Raw genomic sequence first — 21,344 nt, 5'->3', positions numbered from 1 at the left:
GGAGCCGGCCCTCAGAGGCGGCGGGGGAGGGGGTTGCCGGCCTCGCGGACGCCGCGAGGGACGTCCACGGTCAGCAGCAGCCCGAAGCCGACGACGAAGAAGACGATCAGTGAGGCGATGGCGGTGCGGTAGCTGTCGGTCCACTGCAGGGCGGCGGCGAACACCAGCGGCCCCAGCCAGCTCGTCCCCTTGTCGCTGATCTCGTAGAAGCCGAAGTACTCCGCCTCACGGTCGCGGGGCAGCAGATGGGAGAACAGCGACCGCGACAGCGCCTGCGTGCCGCCCAGGACGACCCCTATGGCGGCGGCCAGGGCGAGGAACTCCACTGCCGACCGGCGCTGCAGCGTGTAGCTCGCCAGCACGACGATCACCCAGACGACGAGGGAGACCAGCACGACCCGCTTGGTGCCGTACCGCTGGGCGAGGCGGCCCAGCAGCAGCGCCCCGCCGAACGCGACGAACTGGACGAGGAGCACCGCCGCGATCACGTTCGTCTGGCCCAGCTTCAGCTCCTCCGTCGCGAATGTCGCCGACATCGTGATGACCGTCTGCACGCCGTCGTTGTAGACCAGGAAGGCGAGCAGGAACAGCAGGGTGACGGGCCGGTTGCGCACGTCGCGCAGGGTCGTGGCCAGCTGGGTGAACCCGGAGCGTACGGCGGCGGGCAGCGGCTCGGCCGAGCGTGCGCGGCGCCGGTTGTGCAGCGTACGCAGCGGGATGAGGGTGAACGCCGCCCACCAGACACCGGCCGAGGCCATGCTGATGCGCACCGATGCCGCCTTGGACAGCCCGAAGTCGTCGTGCAGCAGGAACAGCACGAGGTTGAGCACGAGCAGCAGCCCGCCGCCGAGGTAGCCCAGGCCCCAGCCGCGCGAGGACACCGCGTCGCGTTCGTCGGGTTCGGCGATGTCGGGCAGGAAGGAGTTGTAGACGACGCTGGAGGCGCCCAGCGCGAGGTTGGCCACGATGAACAGCGCCGCGCCGAGGAGATACCGGCCGCCGCTCACGAAGTACAGGCCCATGGTGGCGAACGCCCCGACGTAGGCGAACGCGCCGAGCAGCTCGCGTTTGCGTCCCGTGTGGTCGGCCAGCGCGCCGGCCAGGGGCAGGACGAGGACCTGCAGGATCACCGACAGGGTGACGGCGAGGGGATAGACCGCCTTGGCCCGGATGTCGGCGCCCAGAGGATGGACGAACCCGCCGGCGTCGGCGGCCGCCTTGGCCACGTCGCTGAGGTACGGCCCGAGGAAGACCGACACGACGGTGGTGTAGAAGGCGGAGTTGGCCCAGTCGTAGAAGTACCAGCCGCGCTGCTCGCGCCGCCGGTCCCGGGGGATGGTGTCGGCGGGGGCGCCGACGGGGGCCAGGCCCACGCGTCCTCCTCGGCCGCCCGTGGTCTCCGGCCCTACGCGGTGGCCGTGGCCCACTGCGCGCGGGCGGTCATGACGTCGCGCAGGGCCTTGATCTCATCGGTGATGATGCCATCAACGCCGAGGTCGAGGAGGCGTTCCATCGCGGCGGGGTCGTTGACCGTCCAGACGTGCACCTGCAGGCCGAGGGAGTGCGCGGTCGCGAGGAACGCCTCGGTGACCAGCGGGGTGCGCCCGACGCGCTGAGGGACCTGGGCGCACGGCACGCCGAGCTCGGCCAGGCGCACCAGCCGGCCCAGCGGCCCGCTCACGGACCGGGCGCGCAGCGTGGCCACGCCCAGCGGGCTCAGGGCCGTGCACACGTCGCGGCCGGACAGCAGGCGCATGCGGGCGCGGACGTGCCGGAGCCGCCGGTAGGAGAAGGACGTGACGCACACCCGGTCCCAGGCGCGGGCGCGGTGCAGGACCTCGGTGAGCGGGCCGATGGCGTCCTCGGCCTTGACGTCGATGTTGAGGCGGGCGGCGGGCCAGGCGGCGAGGATCTCCTCCAGGCGGGGGATCGGCTCGCGGCCGGCGATCCGCGCCTTGGCGACCTCGGAGAAGCCGAGCCGGGAGATCGGGCCGGTGCGGTCGGTCACCCGGTCGAGGCTGGCGTCGTGGAAGGCGACCAGGACGCCGTCGGCGGTGGCGCGCACGTCCGTCTCGAGGTAGCGGTAGCCCAGGCCGATCGCACCCTCGAACGCCGCCATGGAGTTCTCCCGGCCGTCGGGGGAGCCGCCGCGGTGGGCGAACGGGATAGGGCCGGGGTGGTCGAGATATTCGTACACGGAGCACCTGTCGGATCGTCGGCGGTGAGGCCACCTTCCACCGTAGCTACCTTACTACGTAAAGGCGGGCGCTCGGTCAACCAATGATCTCTCCACCTGGTTACGGGCCGAATCTACCGACGTGAACACCGCCAACCGGCGATTCGCCGCAAGCCGGGCATCTCTTCCACTAAGTTGTGTGTCCGGCGTGGCTCAGGGGAGCCGCTGTACCTCCGACCGGGAAGGCTCGTGATCGTGCCGGACACCAGCGCCTACGCGGCGACCTTCGAGATCGTCGATGTGAACAAGGATGGGCGCGTCTCCGCGCCGGAGCTGAAACTGCTGATGAAGGCCCTGGGGGAGGAGATCACCGACGAGGCGGCCGCCGAGGTCGTCCGCCGGATGGACTCCGACGGCGACGGCGAGATCTCCCTCGAGGAGTTCGCCGCCTACATGTCGCAGGGCTGACCGTGACCGGGCCCGCCTATTCGGCGGGCCCTTCGCGGTTCCCGGTGCTCCGCGCGCGAGCGGAGCACCCGTAACGGGCTCGCCGCGATGTCAGGCGGGTGGCAGGGCGAGAGCCTGATCCCGGGCGTGCGTGATGGGGTCGGGGAAGACGCCCAGGCCGTGGGCGACGAGCGCGCCTTCGTGCAGCAGCATGAGCGTACGGCCGGTCCGGCCGGGGTCGTCCGCGCCCGCCTCCCGGGCCAGGCCGGTGAACAGCTCCAGCATCCACCGTTTCTGCCCCGCGATGATCGCCGACGCCGGATGGGCCGGGTCGGTGATCTCGGCATGGGCGTTGACCATGCTGCACCCCCGGGGGCTGGTGTCATCCATCCACTCCTTCGAGGCGTCGAACACCGCCCCGAGACGGCCGGCGGGCGTGTCGGGCCGGGCCGCACCGAGACGGTCGCCGAGGAAGGCCCGCCAGCGCTCGTCGCGATCGGCGAGGTACTCCACGACGATCTGGTCCTTGGATCCGAACCGGTCATAGAGCGTCTTCTTCGTCACCCCCGCCTCGGCGGCGATCAGGTCGACTCCGACGACGTGGATGCCGCGCTCGTAGAACAGCCGGGCGGCGGCCTCCAGGAGCCGGCGCGCCCCGGGCGTCATCGTGATCCGCTCCGGTGTCGTGCGCATGTTGCCCAGAGTACACAGATCGGTATAGTGACGCGGTGTGAGGTAAACCGATCTGTATACCGGAGGTCATGCCGTGAACATCCTCCTGGCGGCCGGATTCGTGCTGTGCTGGAGTTCGGGGTTCATCGGCGCCAAGCTCGGCACCGGTGCCGCCTCCGCGGTCACGATCCTCACCTGGCGTTTCATCCCCCTGGCCGTGGTCCTGCTCGCCGCCGCCGCCGCCCGCCGCGCCTGGCGCGGCCTGACGGCCCGCGAGCTGGCCCGCCAGGCGCTGATCGGCGCCCTGTCCCAGAGCGGGTACCTCCTCACCGTCTACGAGGCGATCCGGCTCGGGGTCTCCAGCGGCACCACGGCCTTGATCGACGGCACCCAGCCGCTGATCGTCGCGGTGCTCTCCGGCCCGCTGCTCGGCCGCTCCGTCGCGCGGCGCCAGTGGCTCGGCCTGTGCCTCGGCGTGACCGGCGTCGCCATCGTCACCGCGGCCGACGCCACCGCCCGTACCGGCGTGGTGTGGTGGGCCTACCTGGTGCCGTTCGTCGGCATGCTGTCCCTGGTGACAGCGACGTTCGTCCAGGGCCGTTCCCGGGCCGAGGTCTCCCCGGAGGTCTCCCTGACCGTTCACTGCACCGTCAGCGCCCTGCTCTTCACGACCCTCGCCCTGAGCACCGGGGTCGTCGTTCCCCCGGCCACGCCGGCGTTCTGGGGTGCGGTCGGCTGGCTGGTCGCGCTGCCGACGTTCGGCGGCTACGGCCTGTACTGGGTCGTGCTGCGGCGCTCGGGCGTGACGGAGGTCAACACGCTGATGTTCCTGATCGCCCCGGTCACGGCCGTGTGGGGCGCCCTGATGTTCGGTGAGCCGTTCGGCGTGCGGACCGCGATCGGTCTGGCGACCGCCCTGGCCGCGGTCGTCGTCGTCCGCGCCGAACGGACGCGCGCCGCCGCACCCCGCTGTGCCACGGCCCCGTCGCGGGGGCGGGCGTAAGGCGACGACGTACGGTCAGCGAGCCCATTCGCGGCGCCGGGCCTCGGCCAGGGCGATGGCGGTGGCGACGGCGACGTTGAGGGATCCGACCCGGCCGATCTGGGGGATGAAGGCGACCGCGTCGGCGGCGGCGAGCAGGGCCGGGGAGCAGCCGTGGTCCTCACCGCCGACGGCCAGGCACACGTCGCCGTCGAGAGGCGCCTCGTGCAGGGGCACCGCGTCACTGGTCAGCTCGATCGCGACGATCCGGTAGCCGGCCTCGTGGGCGGCGCGCGCGGCGTCGGCGACCGGGACGGGCGGCTCCCAGGTGATGAGGCGTTCGGTGCCGAGCGCGGTCTTGCGGGCGTTGGGGTGGGTCGGGGGAGTCGCGTTGCCGGCCAGCCACACGTGGTCCACGCCGAACGCCGCCGCGGACCGCGTGATCGAGCCGATGTTGAACGGCTGGGTCACCGACTCGACGAGCAGCCCGAGGCGGTCCTCGGTGCGCCGCCGCCACGTGCGGTTGAGGCGCTTGACGTCGGTGGGGCGCAGCTGCCGGCGCGCGTCGGTGTTCACGTTGGGTCCTTCGGGTCGACGGCCAGGACGCGGTACCCGGCGCGGGAGGCGATGCGTTCGGTGGGGTGGCCCTGATCGGTCAGCCAGCGCTGGAGGGAGTCGGAGCCGAGGTTCTTCTGCACGACCAGGTGGGCGCGGCCGCCGGGGGCGAGCCGCGCCAGCCAGGTCTGCAGCAGTGCGTGCAGGGCCTGCTTGCCGATGCGGATCGGCGGGTTCGACCAGATCGCGGCGAATCGGAGCGCGGGGTCGATCCGGTCGGCCAAGCAGAACCTTACATTGTCAAGGCCGGCGGCCTGTGCGTTTCGCTCCGCGACGGTCAAGGCACGCTCGTTCACATCGACGCCCCAGACCATCGCCTGCGGCGATCGGCTGGCCAGGGTCAGCGCGATCGGGCCGTATCCGCATCCGAGGTCGAGCAGGTCGCCGCGGGACGGCGGAGGCGGGACGGTCTCCAACAGGACGCGGGTCCCCAGGTCGACGCGGTCGGGGGAGAACATCCCCCGGTCGGTGGCGAGCCGCAGGTGAAGGTCGGGCAGGACGAGGTCGACGGTGCCCGGTCTGCTGTCGGTCTGCGGCTGTCGCGCGAAGTAGTGCTCCCCCACGTCGGCTGACCGTACCAGCGTTCAGGGTGGGGGCGGCCTCAGGGACGGCTCGGGGGAATCCCTGATGGCTTTCGCCGCCACCGGAGCGCATCATCACGATATGACGTATGAACCGGATGTACCCCGCCGCTCGGAGTCGACCTGGATCGCCATGTCGGCGGCCTCCGAGGGTCCCTGGGTGGCCGCACTGGCCGGGGGAGCGGCGGTGGGTCTGGCCGACTTCGCCCTGCACCTGCTGGGCTGGCATCCGACCCTGGCCGGCCCGCTGGCCCTGGGTCTCTCGGTGTTCTTCCTGATCGGCGCCGGCGGCGCGCTGCTGCGCCGCGGCCATGACCGCGCGCGGGCGTGGGCGCAGCAGCACCCATGGTCGTACGCCGCGGTCCCGGCCGTCGGCACGGCGGTCACGGTGTTCGCGACGTACCTGTTCCTGTCGGCGCAGGGGCTGTTCGGCAGCCTCTGGGAGGGACTGTCGGACGGGATCGGCGTCCTGGTCCTGCTCGGGATCATCGGGTACGTCGCGCGCGGCGCCCGCCCGGCCTCCCGGCGCGGCTGAGCACCGGGGGACACGGACGGTCCCACATCCGGCTGGGTGTGGGACCGGAGGTGTTGGACGGCTACGGGCAGCGGGAGCGGACTCGTACCGATGATCCGCGCTCGGTAGCGAGTCTGTTGTACAGGCCCGCGGCGGCCGTTCAGCGCCTTCCGATGGCGAATGGAGGGGTTCGATGTCTCCAGGGCATCGCTTGTTCCAGCCGGCCCGCGATCTGGAACAGCAGGTCTTCGCGGCCGTACGGTGCGATGATCTGCACTCCGATCGGCAGCGCGTCGTCGCTCTGGCCGAGCGGCAGGCTCATCGCGGGCTGCCCGGAGATGTTGAAGACCATGGTGAACGGGCCGTAGTCGAAGATCGACTGTAGCCAGCTCGTCAGGGTGTGGTCGGGGTCGTCGTAGCGCAGGGTGCCGTGAGGCGCCGGGAGCCGGCCCAACGTGGGCGTGATGAACAGGTCGTATTCGGTGAAGAACGCGCCGACCGAACGGGTCACGCGGTTCTGCGCGCCGAAGGCGGCCATCAGGTCCAGCGCGCTGTAGTCCCGCGCGACTCCCAGAAGCCGCCTGGAGACCGCTTCCAGCTTGGCCGGGTCGGGCCGTCGGGGGCTCATGAGCAGTGGCGAGGCGATCGCCACGGCCGTGGCCGTGGCGCATTCCATGACGTCGGTCCAGTCGAGGGCCGGGCCGGCCTCGGTCACGGTGTGGCCCATCTCCTCCAGCGTCCGGCCCACCCGAACCGTCGCCGCCGCCACCTGAGGATCCACCCTCGCTCCCGACCACGCCGTCGTGGTCACCGCCACCCGCAACGGTCCTGGTTCGGTTCCCAGGTCGTCGGCGTATCTGCCCCGTGGCGGCGGTGCGGTGTACTTGTCGCCGACGCCCGGTCCCTGAACGGCGTCCAGCAGGTGAGCGGCGTCGCGGACGGTCCGCGTCAAGGCGAACTCATAGGCCATCCCGAGCATCGGCTCTCCCATGTCGGGCCCGCATGGGACGCGGCCCCGGCTTGGTTTGAGGCCGACGAGGCCGCCGCAGGCGGCCGGGATGCGGATGGACCCGGCTCCGTCGCTGCCATGGGCGACGGGAACGGCGCCGGCCGCGACCAGAGCCGCCGCACCGCCGCTCGATCCGCCGACGCCTCGTTCCGGATCCCACGGGTTGCGTGTCGGTCCGTACCTGACCGATTCGGTGGAGAAGCTGATCGCCATCTCGGGCACGGTGGTGAGGCCCAGGGTGGCCAGGCCGGCGGCCCGGAAGCGGGCCATCAGATCGCTGTCATGCCGAGCGACGGCGCCCTGCAGGGCCCGGCTCCCGATGGAGAACGGGATGCCCTGCGCCACCGGCCCGTGGTCCTTGATGAGGAACGGGACCCCGGCGAAGGGCCCGGTTTCAGCATGGTCGAGCGCCGCGGTGAACAATGGCAGCGCCAGGCCGTTCACCTCGGCGTTCGCCACGGCCAGGGCCTCGCGTGCCACGGTTTCCACCTCTTCGGCGGTGACCTCTCCCGCTCTGATCAGATTCCGAAGCCCGATCGCGTCGTACCGCGCGTACTCGTGAAGTTCCATGAGAAGTCCTTCTCGGCGTCATCGACGCCCACATCGATCACAGAAGGGTTCCGCATTGCCGGAACCCTCGTCGCTCACATGGGTCGGCAGCGTCGGGCGAACCGAGCCGCTGCCGCGGCAGGCGGCATCGGCAGGGCGACAGTCTCAACCGGGCCGTTGGCTCCGGGACCATCCCCTGCCAGTGATCGAGGTGTATCTACGCTCGGTACATCAAGAGCAGCCTCACAGAGGCGGTTCCCACCGTCAATCGAAATACGGGTGTGACCCAGGTGAGCCCAAAAGGGGCCGTGGGATGATCTTGAAGCCTTGGGTGACTACTCAGCTCTCTGGTTCGTCCTCAGCGAGGACGCGGTAGACGGTGGCGACTGAGGAGTTCTTGCCCTTGTTCTTGCCGGTGGGGATGACGAGCTTGTTCGCGATTTGGGGGACGGGGACACCCTGGGCGCGCAATGCGCGGGCCAAAGCGGACACGCCTCGGGTGGGTGGACCGGTCTCGCAGAACTACTCATTTATGAGAGTGCGGGTGCGTGGCGGCAGTTACACGGCGTTGCCCGGAACGGCGCCTGCCGGCTCAGATCCTGCCACGCCGAGGGCTTCAGGCGTGAAGACGTAGCGCTGGAACCAGCGGTGCATCTGGCGCTGCAGGGATCGGTCGCCGTGTACTCGTACTCCGGGTTGTCGCAGCAGTTGTGCCCACGACAGGTGGCCGAGCCACCACCTGGTTGCCGCCTCAGTCGGCGCGGTGAGCCAGACATCCACCGGTGCTCCGGTGTCCTGTCGGCACAGGTTGACGCTTGTCTGGGACAGATGCAGCCAATAGTTGCGGTCATTTGCTGTGCGGTCGGTGAACTCGATCGCGAGCACGACCGTACGTTCAGGCAGCGCGCTGGTGTCGATCCGGCGTTGGATGTCCCAGGTCAGTGCAGCGGTGTCGAGATCGTCCTCAGTCAGCGCAGCGCTGTCGGTGGTGACGGCCCACCGGGCCAGTTCCCGCACCACCGGAGCCAGCGCGGTGCCGGCCTCGGTGAGCCGGTAGCCGTCGTCGACGATGCCGGCGGCGCGCAGGGCGCGTAGCCGCGCGGAGAGAGTCGCTCGTGGGATGCGGGGCAGCCCGTGGCGAATGTCGGAAAAGGATGACGCGCCGAGCAGTAGCTCCCGGACGATCAGCAGGGCCCACCGCTCGCCCACCACGTCCAGAGCCCGTGCCACCGCGCAGAACTGTCCGTAACCGCTCACCGCTGCATGGTATGTACAGCGCGGCTGCTATGGCGGTTCAAAAATTGAACTGGTCTGTCCGATGGTCCGGATCGACGATCAAAACCGTGAGTGAGAACAGCGAAAGGACTGATTCGATCATGGGCGCCAGTGGCAGCGTTTTGGAGGCGATCGGGAACACACCGCTGGTGAAGCTGCGCAAGGTTGTGCCCCACGGGTGCGCGGAGGTGTTCGTCAAGGTCGAGGGGCACAACCCGACGGGCAGCATGAAGGACCGCATGGCCCAGTCCATGATCGCCGGGGCCGAAGGTGACGGGCGGCTGAGACCCGGCGGCACCGTCGTGGAGTACACCGGAGGCAGTACCGGCGCGTCTCTCGCCCTGGTCTGCGCGGCCAAAGGGTATCGCCTGCGGATCGTCACTTCAGACGCGTTCAGCCAGGACAAGCTGACGCAGATGGCGGCGTTCGGTGCGGAGCTCACCCTCATTCCGAGTGAGGGGGGTCTGATCACGAAGGGCCTCATCGAGGGCATGATCGAGAAAGCCAAGGAGTTCAGCCGGCAACCGGACACCTACTGGACTGATCAGCTCAACAACGCCGACAGCATCGCCGGCTACCAGCCGATGGGTGAGGAGATCTGGGAGCAGTCGGGCGGGCGGGTCGACGCCTTCGTTCAGTCGATCGGTACAACGGCCTCGATGCGCGGGGCAGCGAGCGCCCTCAAGCGCCACAACCCGGGGCTTCGGGTCATCGCAGTCGAACCGGCCGAGTCAGCGGTGCTGTCCGGCGGCCAGCCCGGTGCCCACCTCATTGAGGGCATCGGCATCGGCTACACGCCTCCGATGTGGGACCCCGCGCTCCCGGACGAGATCGTCCCGATCTCGACTGCCGATGCCGAAGGCATGGCCAGGCGCCTGGCCCGGGAGGAGGGGCTGTTCGCCGGAACGTCATCCGGCGCGAACGTCCTTGCGGCGATCCGAGTCGGGCAGCGTCTCGGGCCGAAGGCCAGGATCGCCACTCTGCTGGTCGACTCGGGTCTGAAGTACCTCAGCACCAGCATGTATCAACGCTGAGAACACGGTGCCGATCGGTCCGTTGTGGGGCCGCCCGGTACACCGGCAACGTGTTCTCCGGCAGATCGACCGCTCGCCGCACGAAGTCCACCACCATCACCGGGACGTCCTCCAGCTATCGCCCCGGTGTTTCAGGGGTGGATCTGCAACGAGACCGACCGTCGGCGGGTCAGGGCAGTCGCTGGAACCAGAGCAGGGACAGGCCGCCGGCGGCCAGGGCGAGCAGCAGCGCGATGAAGATGTACTGGGAAGCCGCCTCCTGGCGTTCGATGCGGTAGCCGAGGGAACTGCCGATGTGCTTGTAGACGTCCGACAGCTCGCCGCCGGCCTGCGCCTCGTAGGCCTTGCCGGAGGTGTCGTTCGCGAGGTTCTTCAGGGTGGTCTTGTTGACCTGCACCGGCACGGTCTCGCCGTCGATGTCGACGGTGCCGTACGGGGTGCCGAACGCGATCGTGGAGACGGGCACCTTGGCGGCGCGGGCCGCGGCGGCGGCCTCGGTGACGGACCGGCCGCTCTGGTTGTCGCCGTCGGACAGCAGGACGATGTGCGAGGGCGGGGGGTCCTGGTTGGCGCGGGCGTCGAAGGAGCGGATCGACTGCAGGGAGGTGAACACCGCCTCCCCGATCGCGGTGCCCTTGCCCAGTTGCAGCCCGTCGATGGCGTGGCCGACCGCGTCGCGGTCGAAGGTGGGGGCGACGATGGCGGAGGCGCTGCCGGAGAAGCTGACGAGACCGACGTTGAAGCGGATCGGCAGGTCCTGCACGAACTTCTTGGCCGCGCTCTTGGCGGCGTCGAGGCGGGTCGGGGACACGTCGGTGGCCTTCATCGACAGGGACACGTCGATGGCCACGATGATGGTGGCGCGTTCGCGCGGCACTTTGACGGGCTTGGCCGGCCGGGCGAACCCGACGGTCATCAAGATGATCGACAGCAGGAACAGGGTGGCGGCCACGTGGCGGCGCCATCCGGGGCGGCGGGGCGCGACCTGGGACAGCAGCGCCAGGTTGGTGAAGCGGACGGCGGCCTGTCGGCGGCGGGCCTGCATGAGCAGGTACGCGCCGATCAGCAGCGGGACGAGGGCCAGCAGCCACAGGCGGCCGGGGGAAAGGAAGGTCATGAGCGGCCTCCTCGCGGCTGCGGGCGCCCGGCGACGCGGCGCTGCTGCAGCGCGAAGCGGGCGACGTCGTTGATCCAGTCACGGTCGGTGCGCAGCGTGAGGTGGCCGGCGCCGCAGCCGCGGAGCGCGTCGCGGATGCGGGCCCGCTGGGCGGTCGCGGCGGCGGCGTAGGCCGCGCGGACCTTCGCCGACAGGATGATCTCGTGGGTGTCGCCGGTCTCCGGGTCGGTCATCATGACCGGTCCGACGCTCGGCAGGTCGAGTTCGCGAGGGTCGACGATCTCGACGGCGATGACCTGGTTGCGGACGGCGAGCTGGCGCATGGGGCGTTCCCAGGACAGTTCCCCGCCGGGGGTCTCCTGCCGGTCGAGGAAGTCGGAGATGACGACGCGCAGGCCCCGTTTGACCTGGCTGCGGGCCAGGCCGGAGATGGCTTCGCCGAGCCGGGGCCCGCCCGGGCCGGCGGTGCCGCGGGGGGCGTCCAGCAGTGCCTGCAGGAGGGTGTAGGTGGCGACGCGGCCGGTGCGGGCGGGCCAGCGGCGGATCTGCCCGCCGTGCATGATGTGGGCGCCGAGGCGGTCGCCGAGGCGGGCGGTGAGGAATCCGATGGCGGCCAGGGCGGCGACGGCGAGGTCGCGTTTCTCCATGCGGGCGGTGCCGAAGTCCATGCTGGGGGACAGGTCGACGAGCGCCCAGGTCTCCAGCTCGTGGTCGGCGATCAGGTCGCGGACGTGCGGGGTGGTGGTGCGGGCGGTGACGGACCAGTCCATGTGGCGGACGTCGTCCTCGCCGGGCTGGTACAGGCGGGCTTCGGCCAGGTCGCTGCCGGGGCCGGGCAACAGGCCGAGGTGCTCGCCGTGCAGGAGCCCGTCGAGGCGGCGGGTGACCTTCAGCTCCAGTCGTTTGAGCGATCGCTCGGGGACGAGCCGGGTGAGTTTCTGCGAGCGGGTCATGACACGTGCTGGTGGTTCCAGACGACCCGCGGGGGCGGGACGGTGGCCAGGATCCGTTCGACGATGCCGACGGGGTCGACGCCGTCGGCGACGGCGTCGAAGGACAGCAGGATGCGGTGGGACATGACGTCGACGGCGACGGCGCGGACGTCGTCGGGCAGGACGTAGTCGCGGCCGCGCAGGAGGGCCAGGGCGCGGGCGGAGGCGACGAGGCCGAGGGTGGCACGGGGGCTGGCGCCGATCTCGATGACGCCTTTCAGGTCGGGCAGGCGGTACTGCTCGGGTTCGCGGGTGGCCATGACGAGCCGGACGATGTAGTCGGCGACGAGCTCGTGGACGGCGACCTCGTCGGCGGCGTGCTGCAGGGCGATGAGGCTGTCGGGGTCGAGGATCCGGGTGGCGTCGGGCGGGTCGACGCTCATGCGCTGCAGGATCTGCATCTCCTCGCTGGCGCCGGGGTAGGCGACGTTGACCTTCATGAGGAACCGGTCGCGCTGGGCCTCGGGCAGGGGGTAGACGCCTTCGGACTCGATGGGGTTCTGGGTGGCGATGACGACGAAGGGCCGCGGGAGGGGGTGGGTCTTGCCGCCGAGGGAGACCTGGCCTTCGGCCATGACCTCCAGGAGGGCGGACTGGACCTTGGCGGGGGCGCGGTTGATCTCGTCGGCGAGGACGAAGTTGACGAAGACGGGCCCGAGTTCGACGTCGAACTGCTCGGTGGAGGGGTGGTAGATGCGGGTCCCGACGATGTCGGAGGGGACGAGGTCGGGGGTGAACTGCAGGCGTGCGAAGGCTCCGCCGGTGACGGTGGCCAGCGTGCCGACAGCGAGGGTCTTGGCGACGCCGGGCACTCCTTCGAGGAGACAGTGGCCGCGGGCGAGCAGCGCGATGACCATGCGTTCGACCATGTGCTCTTGGCCGACGATGACTTTTTTGACCTCCGCCACGCTCTGCTGCAGCAGGGCTGCCGCCTCTTCGATGTCTCCTACGGCGATCGTCATCTGGTCCCTCGGGTCAGGGGCGTGCTCCGACGTGCACGACCCTATGCGATTCAGGGGAAAAGGCGTCTGATCCCCTTCCTGTTAGGGTGTCGCGCGCGACAGGCTGTAGCCGGGGGGAGGGGTGTGGATGCCCAAGCCGCTGCAGGCCGGCGACCCGGGTGAGCTGGGGCCGTTCCGGCTGGAGTCCCGGTTGCACGAGTCGGCGGCCGGCATCGTCTACCTGGGGTCCGATCCGTCGGGCCGCCTGGTGACGGTGGCGTTGCTGACGACGGCTGCGGCCGGGGACGCGGCGGCGCGTGACCGGTTCCGCACGGCGATCGCGCGGGAGACACCGCCGCCGGATCCGGTGCCGCGGGTTCTGCCGGAGCCCGGTCCTGGCGAGCCGGCTCCGGTGGTGGCGGCGCTGACCGAGGGCGGGGCGCCGTGGGTGGCCACGACGTACGAGGAGGGGCGCCAGGGCGCCGAGCGATTCTTGGAGCCGGTGCTGCTGCGGCGGGGGTGGACGGGCCGGGCGCGGCGCGGTCCGCAGTTCCAGGCGTACTGGATGTCGGGTCCGGCGGGCCCGGCGGTGAGTGTGGAGGGGCCGCCGGTCTCCGGTGGGGCGGCGGCGCTGGCGGATTCGAAGGGTCTGGCGACGGCGGTGCTGTCGTTGGCGGCGCTGTTGGCGTTGCTGGCGCTGCTGGTGTTCTTGTTGTTCTCGTGTGAGCCGTCGCAGCCGACCCCGCCGCAGCCGACCGAGACGCCGTCGTCGACGCCGGCCAGTCCGGAACCGTCGCCTTCGCCGTCGACGACGTCGCCGCGGCCTTCGCCGTCGCCGGGCCGGTCCACGCCGCGGACGCCGCGTCCGACCCCGAGCGGCGGCGGGCAGGACACCGCGAACCCGGCCGGTCCGCTGGGCGGCCGGGGCCCGCGCGGCTGACCTGTTCGGGCGGGTACGCAGGGAAAAGTGATTGCCCGTCCCGGCCGCGGGGGGCGACGATGACGTCATGTTGCAGAGTCTGATCTTGTTCGTCGGGGCGGCGATCGTGGTGGCGATGGTGCCCGGGCCCAGCACGGCGGTGATCGTGCGCGAGTCGGTACGGTCGGGGCGTCGCGCGGGCGTGGCGGTGATGCTGGGCAATGAGGCCGGGGTGCTGCTGTGGGGGATGGCGGCGGTGTTCGGCCTGTCGGCGCTGCTGCTGGCCTCGCGGATCGCCTATGACGTGATGCGGATCGCCGGCGCGGTGTTCTTGATCGCGATGGGGGCCAGGGCACTGTGGCGGGCGCGCCGGGGTGGCGCGGAGGCGGGGGAGGAGGCTCCGGCGGCGGCCGTGTCGCATCGGCGGTTGTTCCGGCTGGGGCTGTTGACCAACGCCGCCAACCCGAAGGCGGGGGTGTTCGCGGTGTCGTTCCTGCCGCAGTTCGTGCCGCACGGGGTGGCGGTGCTGCCCATGCTGGCGTTGCTGGCGCTGGTGTGGGCGCTGGTCGATGTGGCGTGGTATCTCGGGGTGATCTGGCTGGCGGGGCGCGTGGGCCGGGTGTTGCGCAGTCCGCGGGTGCTGCGGCGGATGGAGCAGGTGTCCGGTGTGGTGCTCGTCGGCCTGGGGGTGCGGCTGGTGACGGACTCGCGGTAGCGGCGGGTTATCCACAGGGTTGTCCCCAGGTTCGGGTGTCGAACATCCCGGAATGGTGTTTCTGCCGGAGGCGGCGACCGATGGTTATCCACAGGCGCGGCGGCCGGCCGGGCGGTCGTCTGCCACACGGGTCGAAGGGCCCGTCCAGGCGTGACCTTGGTCCCCGGCCACGGCCTGCCGATGCGATCTACCGTGGTGTACATAAGCGACAGGTCAGGGGGATGCGGGTGACCTGGTCAGCCGAGCTGCCCGCCCCGAGTAAGCGGGCCTTGTGAACAACGACCGTAATGCCCGGGTGTGGGCGTCCATCCACGCCGTCGCCCATGAGGAGGGCGCGCGCGTGTCGGTCCGGCACGCCTGCATGGCCTGCTCGCGGGCGATCAAGGCTACCGGTGCGGGCCTGTCGATGACGCGTGATGGAAGGCTCCACGAGCCGGTGTACGGCACCGATTCGCTCAGCCAGGAACTCGAGGAACTTCAGTTCACCCTGGGTGAAGGGCCGTGCATGGACGCCAACGCGGGAGACCGGCCCGTGCTGGTCCCGGACGTCGCCGCGGTGTGGGCCGGACGACGGTGGCCGATGTTCGCGCCGGCCATCGCGGAGCGCGGCATCGTCGCGGTCTTCGCCATCCCGGTCGCGGCCGGCGCGGCCCGCCTGGGCGTCATGGACCTGTATCGCACGCGGAGCGGGCTGCTGACCCATGAGGAATTGGCCGATGCTTTGACCTTTGCTGACGCGGCTCTGATGCTGGCGTTGGACCATGGAGATGGCGGCGAAACCGGCCTGGACGATCTGTTCGCCGGCGATTTCGCCGAGCGCCGGGCGGAGGTGCATCGGGCGGCCGGGATGGTCGCGGCGCAGATCGGCGCGAGCATCGCGGATGCGCTCGCGCGGCTGCGCGCGTACGCCTACGCGCAGGATCAGCGGTTGGGTGACGTGGCGGCGGCGGTGCTGGCCCGGCGGCTGCGGTTCGGGCCGGACGGCCGGTCTGACGGTGGCCCGCGCGGCGACGGCGGGACCACCGGTCCCCGCGATGGACCTGCGGGAGAGAAGGGAGGTGAGATCGGATGACCGTATCGGACCGGCGGGTGCGTGACGTCTTCGTGGAACTGGCCGACACCCTGGTGGACGACTTCGACATCATCGACTTCCTGGACCGGTTGGCGGCTCGATGTGTGGAACTGCTCGGTGTCACGGCCTGCGGCCTGCTCCTGGTCGATCAGCGTGGCAACCTCAATCTGCTGGCCGCCTCGACCGAGCGGGCGCGGCTGCTGGAACTGCTTCAGCTGCAGGGTTCCCAGGGCCCGTGTCTGGAGGCCTACCACAGTGGACAGGCGGTGCACTGCCTCGACCTGGCCGGCGCGGAGGCCACCGTCCGGTGGCCGCGTTTCGCCCCTGCCGCCGCCGCGGCGGGGTTCACGAGCGTGCACGCGCTGCCGATGCGGCTGCGCACGGATCTGATCGGCGCGATGAACCTGTTCAGCGCGGGTCAGGAGCCTCCGGACGGCGTGACCATCGAGCTCGGCCAGTCACTGGCGAACGCGGCGACGATCGGAATTCTGCACGAGCGTGCCCTTCACCACCGCGAGATGGTGGCCGAGCAGCTCCAGGGCGCCCTCAACAGCAGGATCCTCATCGAACAGGCGAAGGGGTTCGTCGCCGAGCGCCAGGGCGTCTCGGTCGATGAGGCGTTCGGAATCCTGCGGGAGCGCGCGCGGTCGAGCAACCGCAAGCTGCTGGAGGTGGCGGAGGCGATCATCGCCGGCAGGCTTGCGCTGCCGTCCCGGGAACGGGTTCACTACACCGAGGAGTGAGGGCGGATCACCGGCCGCTCGGGTGCCCGAGCCGAATATACGTTTATACGGGTGGTATTGCCGCTCCAGACCCTGGCGACATCCACGGAGTGATGGACCCAGGAAGAAGAACGGCAATGACAGAACGATACGACCCGTCTCGGCTGGGCGCATCCGACGGGCACCGGTCGGCCTCCCGCCTCGAGACCGTGCTCACGTCCGAGGCCGCGGACTCTTGCGCGGTGGTCATCTCCCGGTTGCTCGCGGTCAACCTGGACCTGGAGCTGGCGCTGCAATCGCGGCGGCGCGACCAGGCCGCCCGGCGGATCCGGCGGGCGATGGGTGAGATTCGCACCTCTCTCGTGGAACTCCACCGGACGGTGCTCACCGCCGCGGTCGACGGTTCCTCGGGTAATGGTGAGGCCGCACGGCCGCCGGAGCAGCCGGCCACGGAGGACCCGCGCGGGTAACGGCGGCAGGGACCGTCGTGCTCGCTCAGGCGGCGGTGACCTGTGCCTTGAGTCCGGCGCGTTCGCGGACCGCGGTGAAGGCCTCGGTGGTGCGTTCCAGGGGGACCTGGTGCGTGATCAGATCTTCGGCGGTGATGGCGCCGGAGCCCATGAGCCGCAGCGCCGGTTCGAAGGTGTTCAGCACCGCCATCGAGCCGATCACGCTGATCTCGTCGTTGTAGACCTGGAACGGCGAGACCGACAGCCGCGCCTCGGCCGGGCTCACCCCGAAGATCAGCAGAGTGCCGCCCCGGCACAGCGCCGGCAGGGCGGCCTGGGTCGCGGCGGGCACACCGGTCGCGTCGATGACGTACTCGAAGCCGATGCCCCGGCCGCCGAGCACCTCCGCGACGCTGGTGGCCACGACGTCCGCGCCGAGTTCGGCGGCCCTGGCCAGCCGGGCCGGGTCGGTGTCGACCATGCTCACCCGGGCGGCGCCGCTGCGGCCGGCGGCCTGGGCGAGCAGCAGGCCGATGGTGCCGGCACCGATGATGAGCACCTCGCCGCCCGGGGGGATCGCGAGCCGGCGCAGGCCGTGGACCACGCAGGCCAGCGGTTCGACGAGCGCGCCCGCAGCGTACGGCATGCCCTCCGGGAGCGCGTAGACGTTGGCGGCCGGGACCGCGACGTACTCGGCGAACGCGCCGTCGACGGTGTCGCCGATCGCGTTCCAGTTCAGGCACAGGTTGCCGCGCTGCCGCTTGCAGTAGACGCAGTGCCCGCAGAACAGTGACGGGTCGACGGCCACCCGGTCGCCGGGCGCGACGTCGCTCACACCGGGGCCGAGGGCCACGACCTCGCCGGCGAACTCGTGGCCCGGGATGATCGGGTACGGGGTGGGCGGGAACTCCCCGTCCAGGATGTGCAGATCGGTGCCGCAGACTCCGACGGCCCGCGGGGCGATCAGGACCTCGCCGGGCCCCGGCGCCGGATCCGCCACGGTCTGCACGGACAGCGACCCTGGTGTGGAAATGACGGCCGCACGCATGAGGGGCTCCTACAGGCGACAGATTTCCACGCTAACCCATCTTGACCTGCGGAAACAACTGAGCAATACAAAAACCAAAACTGCGTAGATTTCACTAGAACATACCGCTGTCTCGTTTATTGCAACGTTTAATGGATGATATTCCGTCTGCTTTTTTCTGCACCGTCGGGAGGAGCAGTGGATCGCGATTCATCCGCGCCGAGCCGGCGTGAGGTTCTTCGCGGCGCGCTCGCCGCCGGCGCCGCGCTGACCGTGGCCGGTGGCCTGGGGTCCTGCGGCGCGCAGGGTGACGTCCGCCGCGCCAGGGGCGGCGACCAGTGGCGCCAGTTCCAGGGCTCCACGTTGAATTTCATCTCCGAGAACACCTCGCCGACCGCGGCGATCGCCGCGAACGTGCGCCCGTTCACGGACCTGACCGGCATCAACATCAAGATCGTGACGCTGGAGCTGAACGCGGTGACCCAGCGGGTCGCCCTGGACCTGGCCTCGGGTGGCGCGGAATACCAGGTGATCTACGCCGACCCGTACCAGATCCTGGCGCCGTACCAGCGGGGTCTGGTGGACCTGCGCACGTTGCAGGCCGACCCGAGCCTGCCGAAGGTGCCCGGGGGAGTCGGGGACTTCATCCCCACCCAGCTGGACGCCGCCGGCCGGTTCGTCGACCCGCACGCGATCTACACGCTGCCCTACGACGCGCCGACGATGATCTGGCATTACCGGCGTGACCTGTTCGACAAGTACCACGCCCGCATGGCGCACGACCTCGGCTTCGACCCCACGCCGGGCGGTGACCGTACGTGGGAGGAGTACTTCAAGATCGCCGAGTGGTTCAACAAGAACGCCAAATCGGACGTCGCGTACGGCACCGGGCACCAGGCGCGCCAGCACGACTCGCTGATGAACGACTTCAGCAACGTGCTGTGGTCCTACGGAGGGGACTACTTCGACAACGGGAAGAAGGTCGGCCGCCTGGGCACGGAGAACCCCGGCCCGTGCCGGCTCGACTCGGACGCCGCGATCGCCGCCGCGCGGTTCTATGACCGCCTGCTCGGCATCGCCGACCCGGCCTCCCGTACGTGGGACTGGGACGGGCTGGGCGCCGCGATGCGGGCCGGCCGCCTGGCGATGTGCCCGAACTGGCACGAGTACGCGGCCACCAACGAGCAGGTCCTCCCCGGCAAGGTCGACTACGCGCCGCTGCCGAAGGGCCCGGCCGGCACCGCCAACATGTACGGCGGCACGGGCGTGGCCATCAACGCCAACACCCGCCCGAACGAGCGGGGCGCGGCCTGGCTGTTCATCGTGTGGGCCACCGCGCCGGCGACCCAGCTCGCCGACCTGAAGAGCAAGGCCGGCGGCGGCACCCCCACCCGTACCTCCGTCTACCGGCTGCCGGAGGTACGCGCCGCGGAGAAGCGACCGTCGTCGATGCCGAACATGCTCACGGCGTCGGCGGTGACGCAGGCCTGGAAACCCGACCGGATCGGCCTGCGACCGAAGATCCCGATGTGGAACGAGTGCGACACCGCGATCTACACGCAGCTGTCGCGGATGCTCACCGGCGAGGCGTCACCCGAGGAGGCCATGCGCGCGACCAAGAAGCGGATCGACCGGATCGTCGCACGGGGGTGGGTGGCGTAGATGGCGCACGTCGCGGACTCCTCACCGGTTCTGCAGCGGCCGACCCGGCCGCAGGCCGCCCCCCGGCACCGGCGGATCGGCTTCGAGGGCACCATGATGGCGCCCGGCCTGATCCTGCTGGCCGCCCTGTCGCTCGTGCCGTTCGTCGCCCTGATCGCGATGAGCTTCTCCCGGGTCCGGCTGCTCGGCGGGCTGCGCCTGCAACCGGTCGGCGTCCGGAACTGGACGCGGTTCTTCACCGACGCCGACATGTGGATGTCGTGGCTGCGGACCGTGGTGTTCTTCGTGCTCACGGTCGGGCTCGAGATGGTGCTGGGGGTGGCGATCGCCCTGTGCCTGCACCGGGTGCTGCGCGGACGTAACCTGCTGCTCAGCCTGGTGCTGCTGCCGATGTTCGCCGCGCCCTCGATCGTCGGGCTGCTGGGCCGCTACCTGACCGACTCCACGTTCGGGCTGTACGCGTTCGTGCTGCGCTCCCTCGGGTTCAGCGGCGACATCCTCGGCAATCCCACCAGCGCCTTCGCGGCCGTCGTGCTGATGGACGTGTGGGAGTGGACGCCGCTGATCGCCCTGATCACCCTCGCCGGGCTGGCGAGTGTGCCGCTGGCGGTGCGGGAGGCCGCCGCGGTCGACGGCGCCTCGTGGTGGATGACGCTGCGGTTCATCATCTTCCCGTCGATCTCCAACGTGCTGCTGGTGGCCCTGCTGATCCGCTCGATGGACGCGATCCGCTACTTCGACATCATCTGGGTCACCACCAACGGCGGACCGGCGGACGCCACCAAGATCGTCCCGATCCGGTTGTACGAGACCGCGTTCCGGTTCTTCGACCTGGGCTACGCCGCCGCCATCGGCCTGGCGATGCTGGCCTTCTCGATCTTCATCGCCCGGATGTTCGTGCGGCTACTGGACACCAGGGGGCTGACGCGATGAGCACTCCCACGACCCCGCCGCCGCCCCGGCCGGGCGGCGCCGGGCAGGTAGCGCTGAAGGAGCGGCGCGAGGTTCCGGCCGCCCCGCCCGGCGTGCCGCAGTCCCCGCTGGAGGCCGCGAGCCGGCGGTCCCGGTGGGGCGTCGCGCTCGTCATCGTGGTGGCGTTGCTGTGGACGCTGGTGCCGCTGGTGTGGATGCTGATGTCGTCGTTCAAGAACCGCAAGGACGTCACCGCGGGCACCCCGCAGGTCGTGTTCTCCCCGACCCTGCAGAACTACCGCAACCTGTTCACCGGCTCGAACAACCTGACGCCCTACATCTGGCACAGTGTGCTCGCGGCCGGGATCTCAGCGGTCCTCGCGGTCGGTCTGGGCGCGCTCGCCGGGTACGGCCTGGCCCGCACCCAGATGCGCGGCAAACGGCACCTGGCGTTCTGGATCATCTCGACCCGGATGGCGCCGATCGCGGCGGTCGTCGTCCCGCTGTTCCTGATCTTCCGCGGGCTCGGGCTGATCGACTCGATCCCCGGTCTGGTGCTGGCTTACCTGACGTTCAACCTGCCGTTCGCGATCTGGCTGATGAGCGCGTTCTTCGCCGACGTGCCCCCGTCGCTGGAGGAGTCCGCGCTGGTGTCCGGCTGCACCCGCTGGCAGGCCTTCCGCACGGTCGTCCTGCCGCTGACCAAGTCGGGGCTGGTCACGACGTTCGTGCTGTGCCTGGTCTTCGCCTGGAACGACTACGCCTTCGCGGTGGTCTTCTCCGGGCCGAACTCCCAGACGCTGCCGATCGCGGCCTCCCAGCTGGTCACCCAGACCGGCATCGACTGGGGTCAGCTGACCGCCATCGGAACGATCGTCGTCGTGCCGATGATGCTCGCCGGGCTGGCCGTGCGCCGCTGGCTGGTCACCGGGCTGACCCTCGGCGCCGTCACCGGAGAGTAG

At 70.5% G+C, this 21,344-nt stretch carries 24 protein-coding genes; 12 read left to right on the top strand and 12 right to left on the bottom strand.

Translation table 11 applies throughout. The features are described from left to right. Positions 1-11: 11 nt before the first annotated feature. A complete protein-coding gene (locus tag ACQP2O_RS28210; RefSeq protein WP_433170156.1) occupies positions 12-1,373 on the bottom strand; it encodes an MFS transporter in 1,362 nt (453 codons plus the stop codon). A 32-nt stretch (positions 1,374-1,405) separates the two neighbouring features. Further along, a complete protein-coding gene (locus ACQP2O_RS28205) occupies positions 1,406-2,197 on the bottom strand; it encodes a glycerophosphodiester phosphodiesterase (RefSeq protein WP_433170154.1) in 792 nt (263 codons plus the stop codon). Between the two features lie 234 nt (positions 2,198-2,431). Here ACQP2O_RS28205 and ACQP2O_RS28200 point away from each other — a divergent pair, with 234 nt between their 5' ends. Further along, the gene (locus tag ACQP2O_RS28200; RefSeq protein ID WP_345429658.1) at positions 2,432-2,644 is read left to right on the top strand and encodes an EF-hand domain-containing protein; all 213 of its coding nucleotides are present in this window, start codon (positions 2,432-2,434) and stop codon (positions 2,642-2,644) included. 90 nt (positions 2,645-2,734) lie between these two features. Here ACQP2O_RS28200 and ACQP2O_RS28195 read toward each other — a convergent pair whose 3' ends face one another. Beyond that, positions 2,735-3,316 (bottom strand): TetR/AcrR family transcriptional regulator, encoded by a 582-nt coding sequence (locus ACQP2O_RS28195; RefSeq protein WP_433170152.1) that lies wholly within the window; start codon positions 3,314-3,316, stop codon positions 2,735-2,737. 73 nt (positions 3,317-3,389) lie between these two features. Here ACQP2O_RS28195 and ACQP2O_RS28190 point away from each other — a divergent pair, with 73 nt between their 5' ends. Further along, positions 3,390-4,298, top strand: coding sequence for a DMT family transporter (locus ACQP2O_RS28190; RefSeq protein ID WP_433170150.1), 909 nt, complete (start codon positions 3,390-3,392; stop codon positions 4,296-4,298). Between the two features lie 15 nt (positions 4,299-4,313). On the opposite strand, the gene ACQP2O_RS28185 is transcribed toward ACQP2O_RS28190, so the two are convergent. After that, positions 4,314-4,853, bottom strand: coding sequence for a TrmH family RNA methyltransferase (locus tag ACQP2O_RS28185; RefSeq protein ID WP_433170148.1), 540 nt, complete (start codon positions 4,851-4,853; stop codon positions 4,314-4,316). Beyond that, entirely contained in the window at positions 4,850-5,455 is a 606-nt protein-coding gene (locus ACQP2O_RS28180) for a class I SAM-dependent methyltransferase (protein WP_433170146.1), read from the bottom strand. Before ACQP2O_RS28180 ends, ACQP2O_RS28185 begins: the two co-directional genes overlap by 4 nt. A 100-nt stretch (positions 5,456-5,555) precedes the next feature. Here ACQP2O_RS28180 and ACQP2O_RS28175 point away from each other — a divergent pair, with 100 nt between their 5' ends. Beyond that, positions 5,556-6,008 carry a hypothetical protein gene (locus ACQP2O_RS28175; RefSeq protein WP_433170144.1) on the top strand — a complete coding sequence of 151 codons (453 nt, stop codon included), beginning with the start codon at positions 5,556-5,558 and terminating at the stop codon, positions 6,006-6,008. A 139-nt stretch (positions 6,009-6,147) separates the two neighbouring features. On the opposite strand, the gene ACQP2O_RS28170 is transcribed toward ACQP2O_RS28175, so the two are convergent. The 3 genes from ACQP2O_RS28170 to ACQP2O_RS28160 form a co-directional block, all read right to left on the bottom strand. After that, the gene (locus tag ACQP2O_RS28170; protein ID WP_433170142.1) at positions 6,148-7,566 is read right to left on the bottom strand and encodes an amidase; all 1,419 of its coding nucleotides are present in this window, start codon (positions 7,564-7,566) and stop codon (positions 6,148-6,150) included. Between the two features lie 318 nt (positions 7,567-7,884). Next, the gene (locus tag ACQP2O_RS28165; protein WP_433170141.1) at positions 7,885-8,037 is read right to left on the bottom strand and encodes a hypothetical protein; all 153 of its coding nucleotides are present in this window, start codon (positions 8,035-8,037) and stop codon (positions 7,885-7,887) included. Between the two features lie 66 nt (positions 8,038-8,103). Beyond that, the gene (locus tag ACQP2O_RS28160; RefSeq protein ID WP_433170139.1) at positions 8,104-8,802 is read right to left on the bottom strand and encodes a winged helix-turn-helix transcriptional regulator; all 699 of its coding nucleotides are present in this window, start codon (positions 8,800-8,802) and stop codon (positions 8,104-8,106) included. Positions 8,803-8,888: 86 nt separating this feature from the next. On the opposite strand from ACQP2O_RS28160, the gene ACQP2O_RS28155 reads away from it, so the two are divergent. Further along, positions 8,889-9,854, top strand: coding sequence for a PLP-dependent cysteine synthase family protein (locus ACQP2O_RS28155; RefSeq protein ID WP_433170137.1), 966 nt, complete (start codon positions 8,889-8,891; stop codon positions 9,852-9,854). Positions 9,855-10,023: 169 nt separating this feature from the next. Here ACQP2O_RS28155 and ACQP2O_RS28150 read toward each other — a convergent pair whose 3' ends face one another. Genes ACQP2O_RS28150 through ACQP2O_RS28140 form a run of 3 tightly spaced genes read right to left on the bottom strand, consistent with a single transcriptional unit; the run spans position 10,024 to position 12,925 of the window. Next, positions 10,024-10,971 carry a VWA domain-containing protein gene (locus tag ACQP2O_RS28150; protein ID WP_433170135.1) on the bottom strand — a complete coding sequence of 316 codons (948 nt, stop codon included), beginning with the start codon at positions 10,969-10,971 and terminating at the stop codon, positions 10,024-10,026. Continuing rightward, on the bottom strand, positions 10,968-11,924 hold the full coding sequence (locus ACQP2O_RS28145) for a DUF58 domain-containing protein (RefSeq protein ID WP_433170133.1): 957 nt from the start codon (positions 11,922-11,924) through the stop codon (positions 10,968-10,970). Before ACQP2O_RS28145 ends, ACQP2O_RS28150 begins: the two co-directional genes overlap by 4 nt. Continuing rightward, positions 11,921-12,925 carry an AAA family ATPase gene (locus ACQP2O_RS28140; RefSeq protein ID WP_433170131.1) on the bottom strand — a complete coding sequence of 335 codons (1,005 nt, stop codon included), beginning with the start codon at positions 12,923-12,925 and terminating at the stop codon, positions 11,921-11,923. Before ACQP2O_RS28140 ends, ACQP2O_RS28145 begins: the two co-directional genes overlap by 4 nt. A 127-nt stretch (positions 12,926-13,052) precedes the next feature. On the opposite strand from ACQP2O_RS28140, the gene ACQP2O_RS28135 reads away from it, so the two are divergent. The 5 genes from ACQP2O_RS28135 (at position 13,053) to ACQP2O_RS28115 (ending at position 16,802) form a co-directional block, all read left to right on the top strand. Further along, complete coding sequence (locus ACQP2O_RS28135) at positions 13,053-13,844, top strand: hypothetical protein (RefSeq protein WP_433170129.1); 792 nt, start codon at positions 13,053-13,055, stop codon at positions 13,842-13,844. 67 nt (positions 13,845-13,911) lie between these two features. Then, positions 13,912-14,538 (top strand): LysE family translocator, encoded by a 627-nt coding sequence (locus ACQP2O_RS28130; protein ID WP_433170127.1) that lies wholly within the window; start codon positions 13,912-13,914, stop codon positions 14,536-14,538. Between the two features lie 271 nt (positions 14,539-14,809). After that, positions 14,810-15,610 carry a GAF and ANTAR domain-containing protein gene (locus ACQP2O_RS28125; protein ID WP_433170125.1) on the top strand — a complete coding sequence of 267 codons (801 nt, stop codon included), beginning with the start codon at positions 14,810-14,812 and terminating at the stop codon, positions 15,608-15,610. Next, the gene (locus tag ACQP2O_RS28120) at positions 15,607-16,353 is read left to right on the top strand and encodes an ANTAR domain-containing protein (RefSeq protein ID WP_433170123.1); all 747 of its coding nucleotides are present in this window, start codon (positions 15,607-15,609) and stop codon (positions 16,351-16,353) included. The genes ACQP2O_RS28125 and ACQP2O_RS28120 overlap by 4 nt, the downstream gene beginning before the upstream one ends. A 116-nt stretch (positions 16,354-16,469) precedes the next feature. Beyond that, positions 16,470-16,802: a hypothetical protein gene (locus ACQP2O_RS28115; protein WP_433170121.1), complete on the top strand. Its 333-nt coding sequence runs from the start codon at positions 16,470-16,472 to the stop codon at positions 16,800-16,802. A 25-nt stretch (positions 16,803-16,827) separates the two neighbouring features. On the opposite strand, the gene ACQP2O_RS28110 is transcribed toward ACQP2O_RS28115, so the two are convergent. Continuing rightward, positions 16,828-17,829, bottom strand: coding sequence for a zinc-dependent alcohol dehydrogenase family protein (locus tag ACQP2O_RS28110; RefSeq protein ID WP_433170120.1), 1,002 nt, complete (start codon positions 17,827-17,829; stop codon positions 16,828-16,830). A gap of 177 nt (positions 17,830-18,006) precedes the next feature. On the opposite strand from ACQP2O_RS28110, the gene ACQP2O_RS28105 reads away from it, so the two are divergent. The 3 genes from ACQP2O_RS28105 to ACQP2O_RS28095 are packed head-to-tail and all read left to right on the top strand — an operon-like array spanning position 18,007 to position 21,344. Further along, positions 18,007-19,470, top strand: a complete 1,464-nt coding sequence (locus tag ACQP2O_RS28105; protein WP_433170118.1) for an extracellular solute-binding protein — start codon at positions 18,007-18,009, stop codon at positions 19,468-19,470. Beyond that, a complete protein-coding gene (locus ACQP2O_RS28100; protein WP_433170116.1) occupies positions 19,471-20,403 on the top strand; it encodes a carbohydrate ABC transporter permease in 933 nt (310 codons plus the stop codon). After that, on the top strand, positions 20,400-21,344 hold the full coding sequence (locus ACQP2O_RS28095; protein ID WP_433170114.1) for a carbohydrate ABC transporter permease: 945 nt from the start codon (positions 20,400-20,402) through the stop codon (positions 21,342-21,344). The genes ACQP2O_RS28100 and ACQP2O_RS28095 overlap by 4 nt, the downstream gene beginning before the upstream one ends.

Origin of the sequence: Actinoallomurus sp. CA-150999 (assembly GCF_050942425.1) — a bacterium.
Classification (GTDB): domain Bacteria; phylum Actinomycetota; class Actinomycetes; order Streptosporangiales; family Streptosporangiaceae; genus Actinoallomurus.
This window is presented reverse-complemented; position numbering and strand designations above follow the sequence as displayed.

Coding starts and splice junctions, on each gene's coding strand:
- ACQP2O_RS28100 (WP_433170116.1), top strand. CDS start 19,471: ATGGCGCACGTCGCGGACTCCTCACCGGTTCTGCAGCGGCCGACCCGG.
- ACQP2O_RS28115 (WP_433170121.1), top strand. CDS start 16,470: ATGACAGAACGATACGACCCGTCTCGGCTGGGCGCATCCGACGGGCAC.
- ACQP2O_RS28095 (WP_433170114.1), top strand. CDS start 20,400: ATGAGCACTCCCACGACCCCGCCGCCGCCCCGGCCGGGCGGCGCCGGG.
- ACQP2O_RS28145 (WP_433170133.1), bottom strand. CDS start 11,924: ATGACCCGCTCGCAGAAACTCACCCGGCTCGTCCCCGAGCGATCGCTC.
- ACQP2O_RS28170 (WP_433170142.1), bottom strand. CDS start 7,566: ATGGAACTTCACGAGTACGCGCGGTACGACGCGATCGGGCTTCGGAAT.
- ACQP2O_RS28150 (WP_433170135.1), bottom strand. CDS start 10,971: ATGACCTTCCTTTCCCCCGGCCGCCTGTGGCTGCTGGCCCTCGTCCCG.
- ACQP2O_RS28175 (WP_433170144.1), top strand. CDS start 5,556: ATGACGTATGAACCGGATGTACCCCGCCGCTCGGAGTCGACCTGGATC.
- ACQP2O_RS28120 (WP_433170123.1), top strand. CDS start 15,607: ATGACCGTATCGGACCGGCGGGTGCGTGACGTCTTCGTGGAACTGGCC.
- ACQP2O_RS28110 (WP_433170120.1), bottom strand. CDS start 17,829: ATGCGTGCGGCCGTCATTTCCACACCAGGGTCGCTGTCCGTGCAGACC.
- ACQP2O_RS28130 (WP_433170127.1), top strand. CDS start 13,912: ATGTTGCAGAGTCTGATCTTGTTCGTCGGGGCGGCGATCGTGGTGGCG.
- ACQP2O_RS28135 (WP_433170129.1), top strand. CDS start 13,053: ATGCCCAAGCCGCTGCAGGCCGGCGACCCGGGTGAGCTGGGGCCGTTC.
- ACQP2O_RS28195 (WP_433170152.1), bottom strand. CDS start 3,316: ATGCGCACGACACCGGAGCGGATCACGATGACGCCCGGGGCGCGCCGG.
- ACQP2O_RS28140 (WP_433170131.1), bottom strand. CDS start 12,925: ATGACGATCGCCGTAGGAGACATCGAAGAGGCGGCAGCCCTGCTGCAG.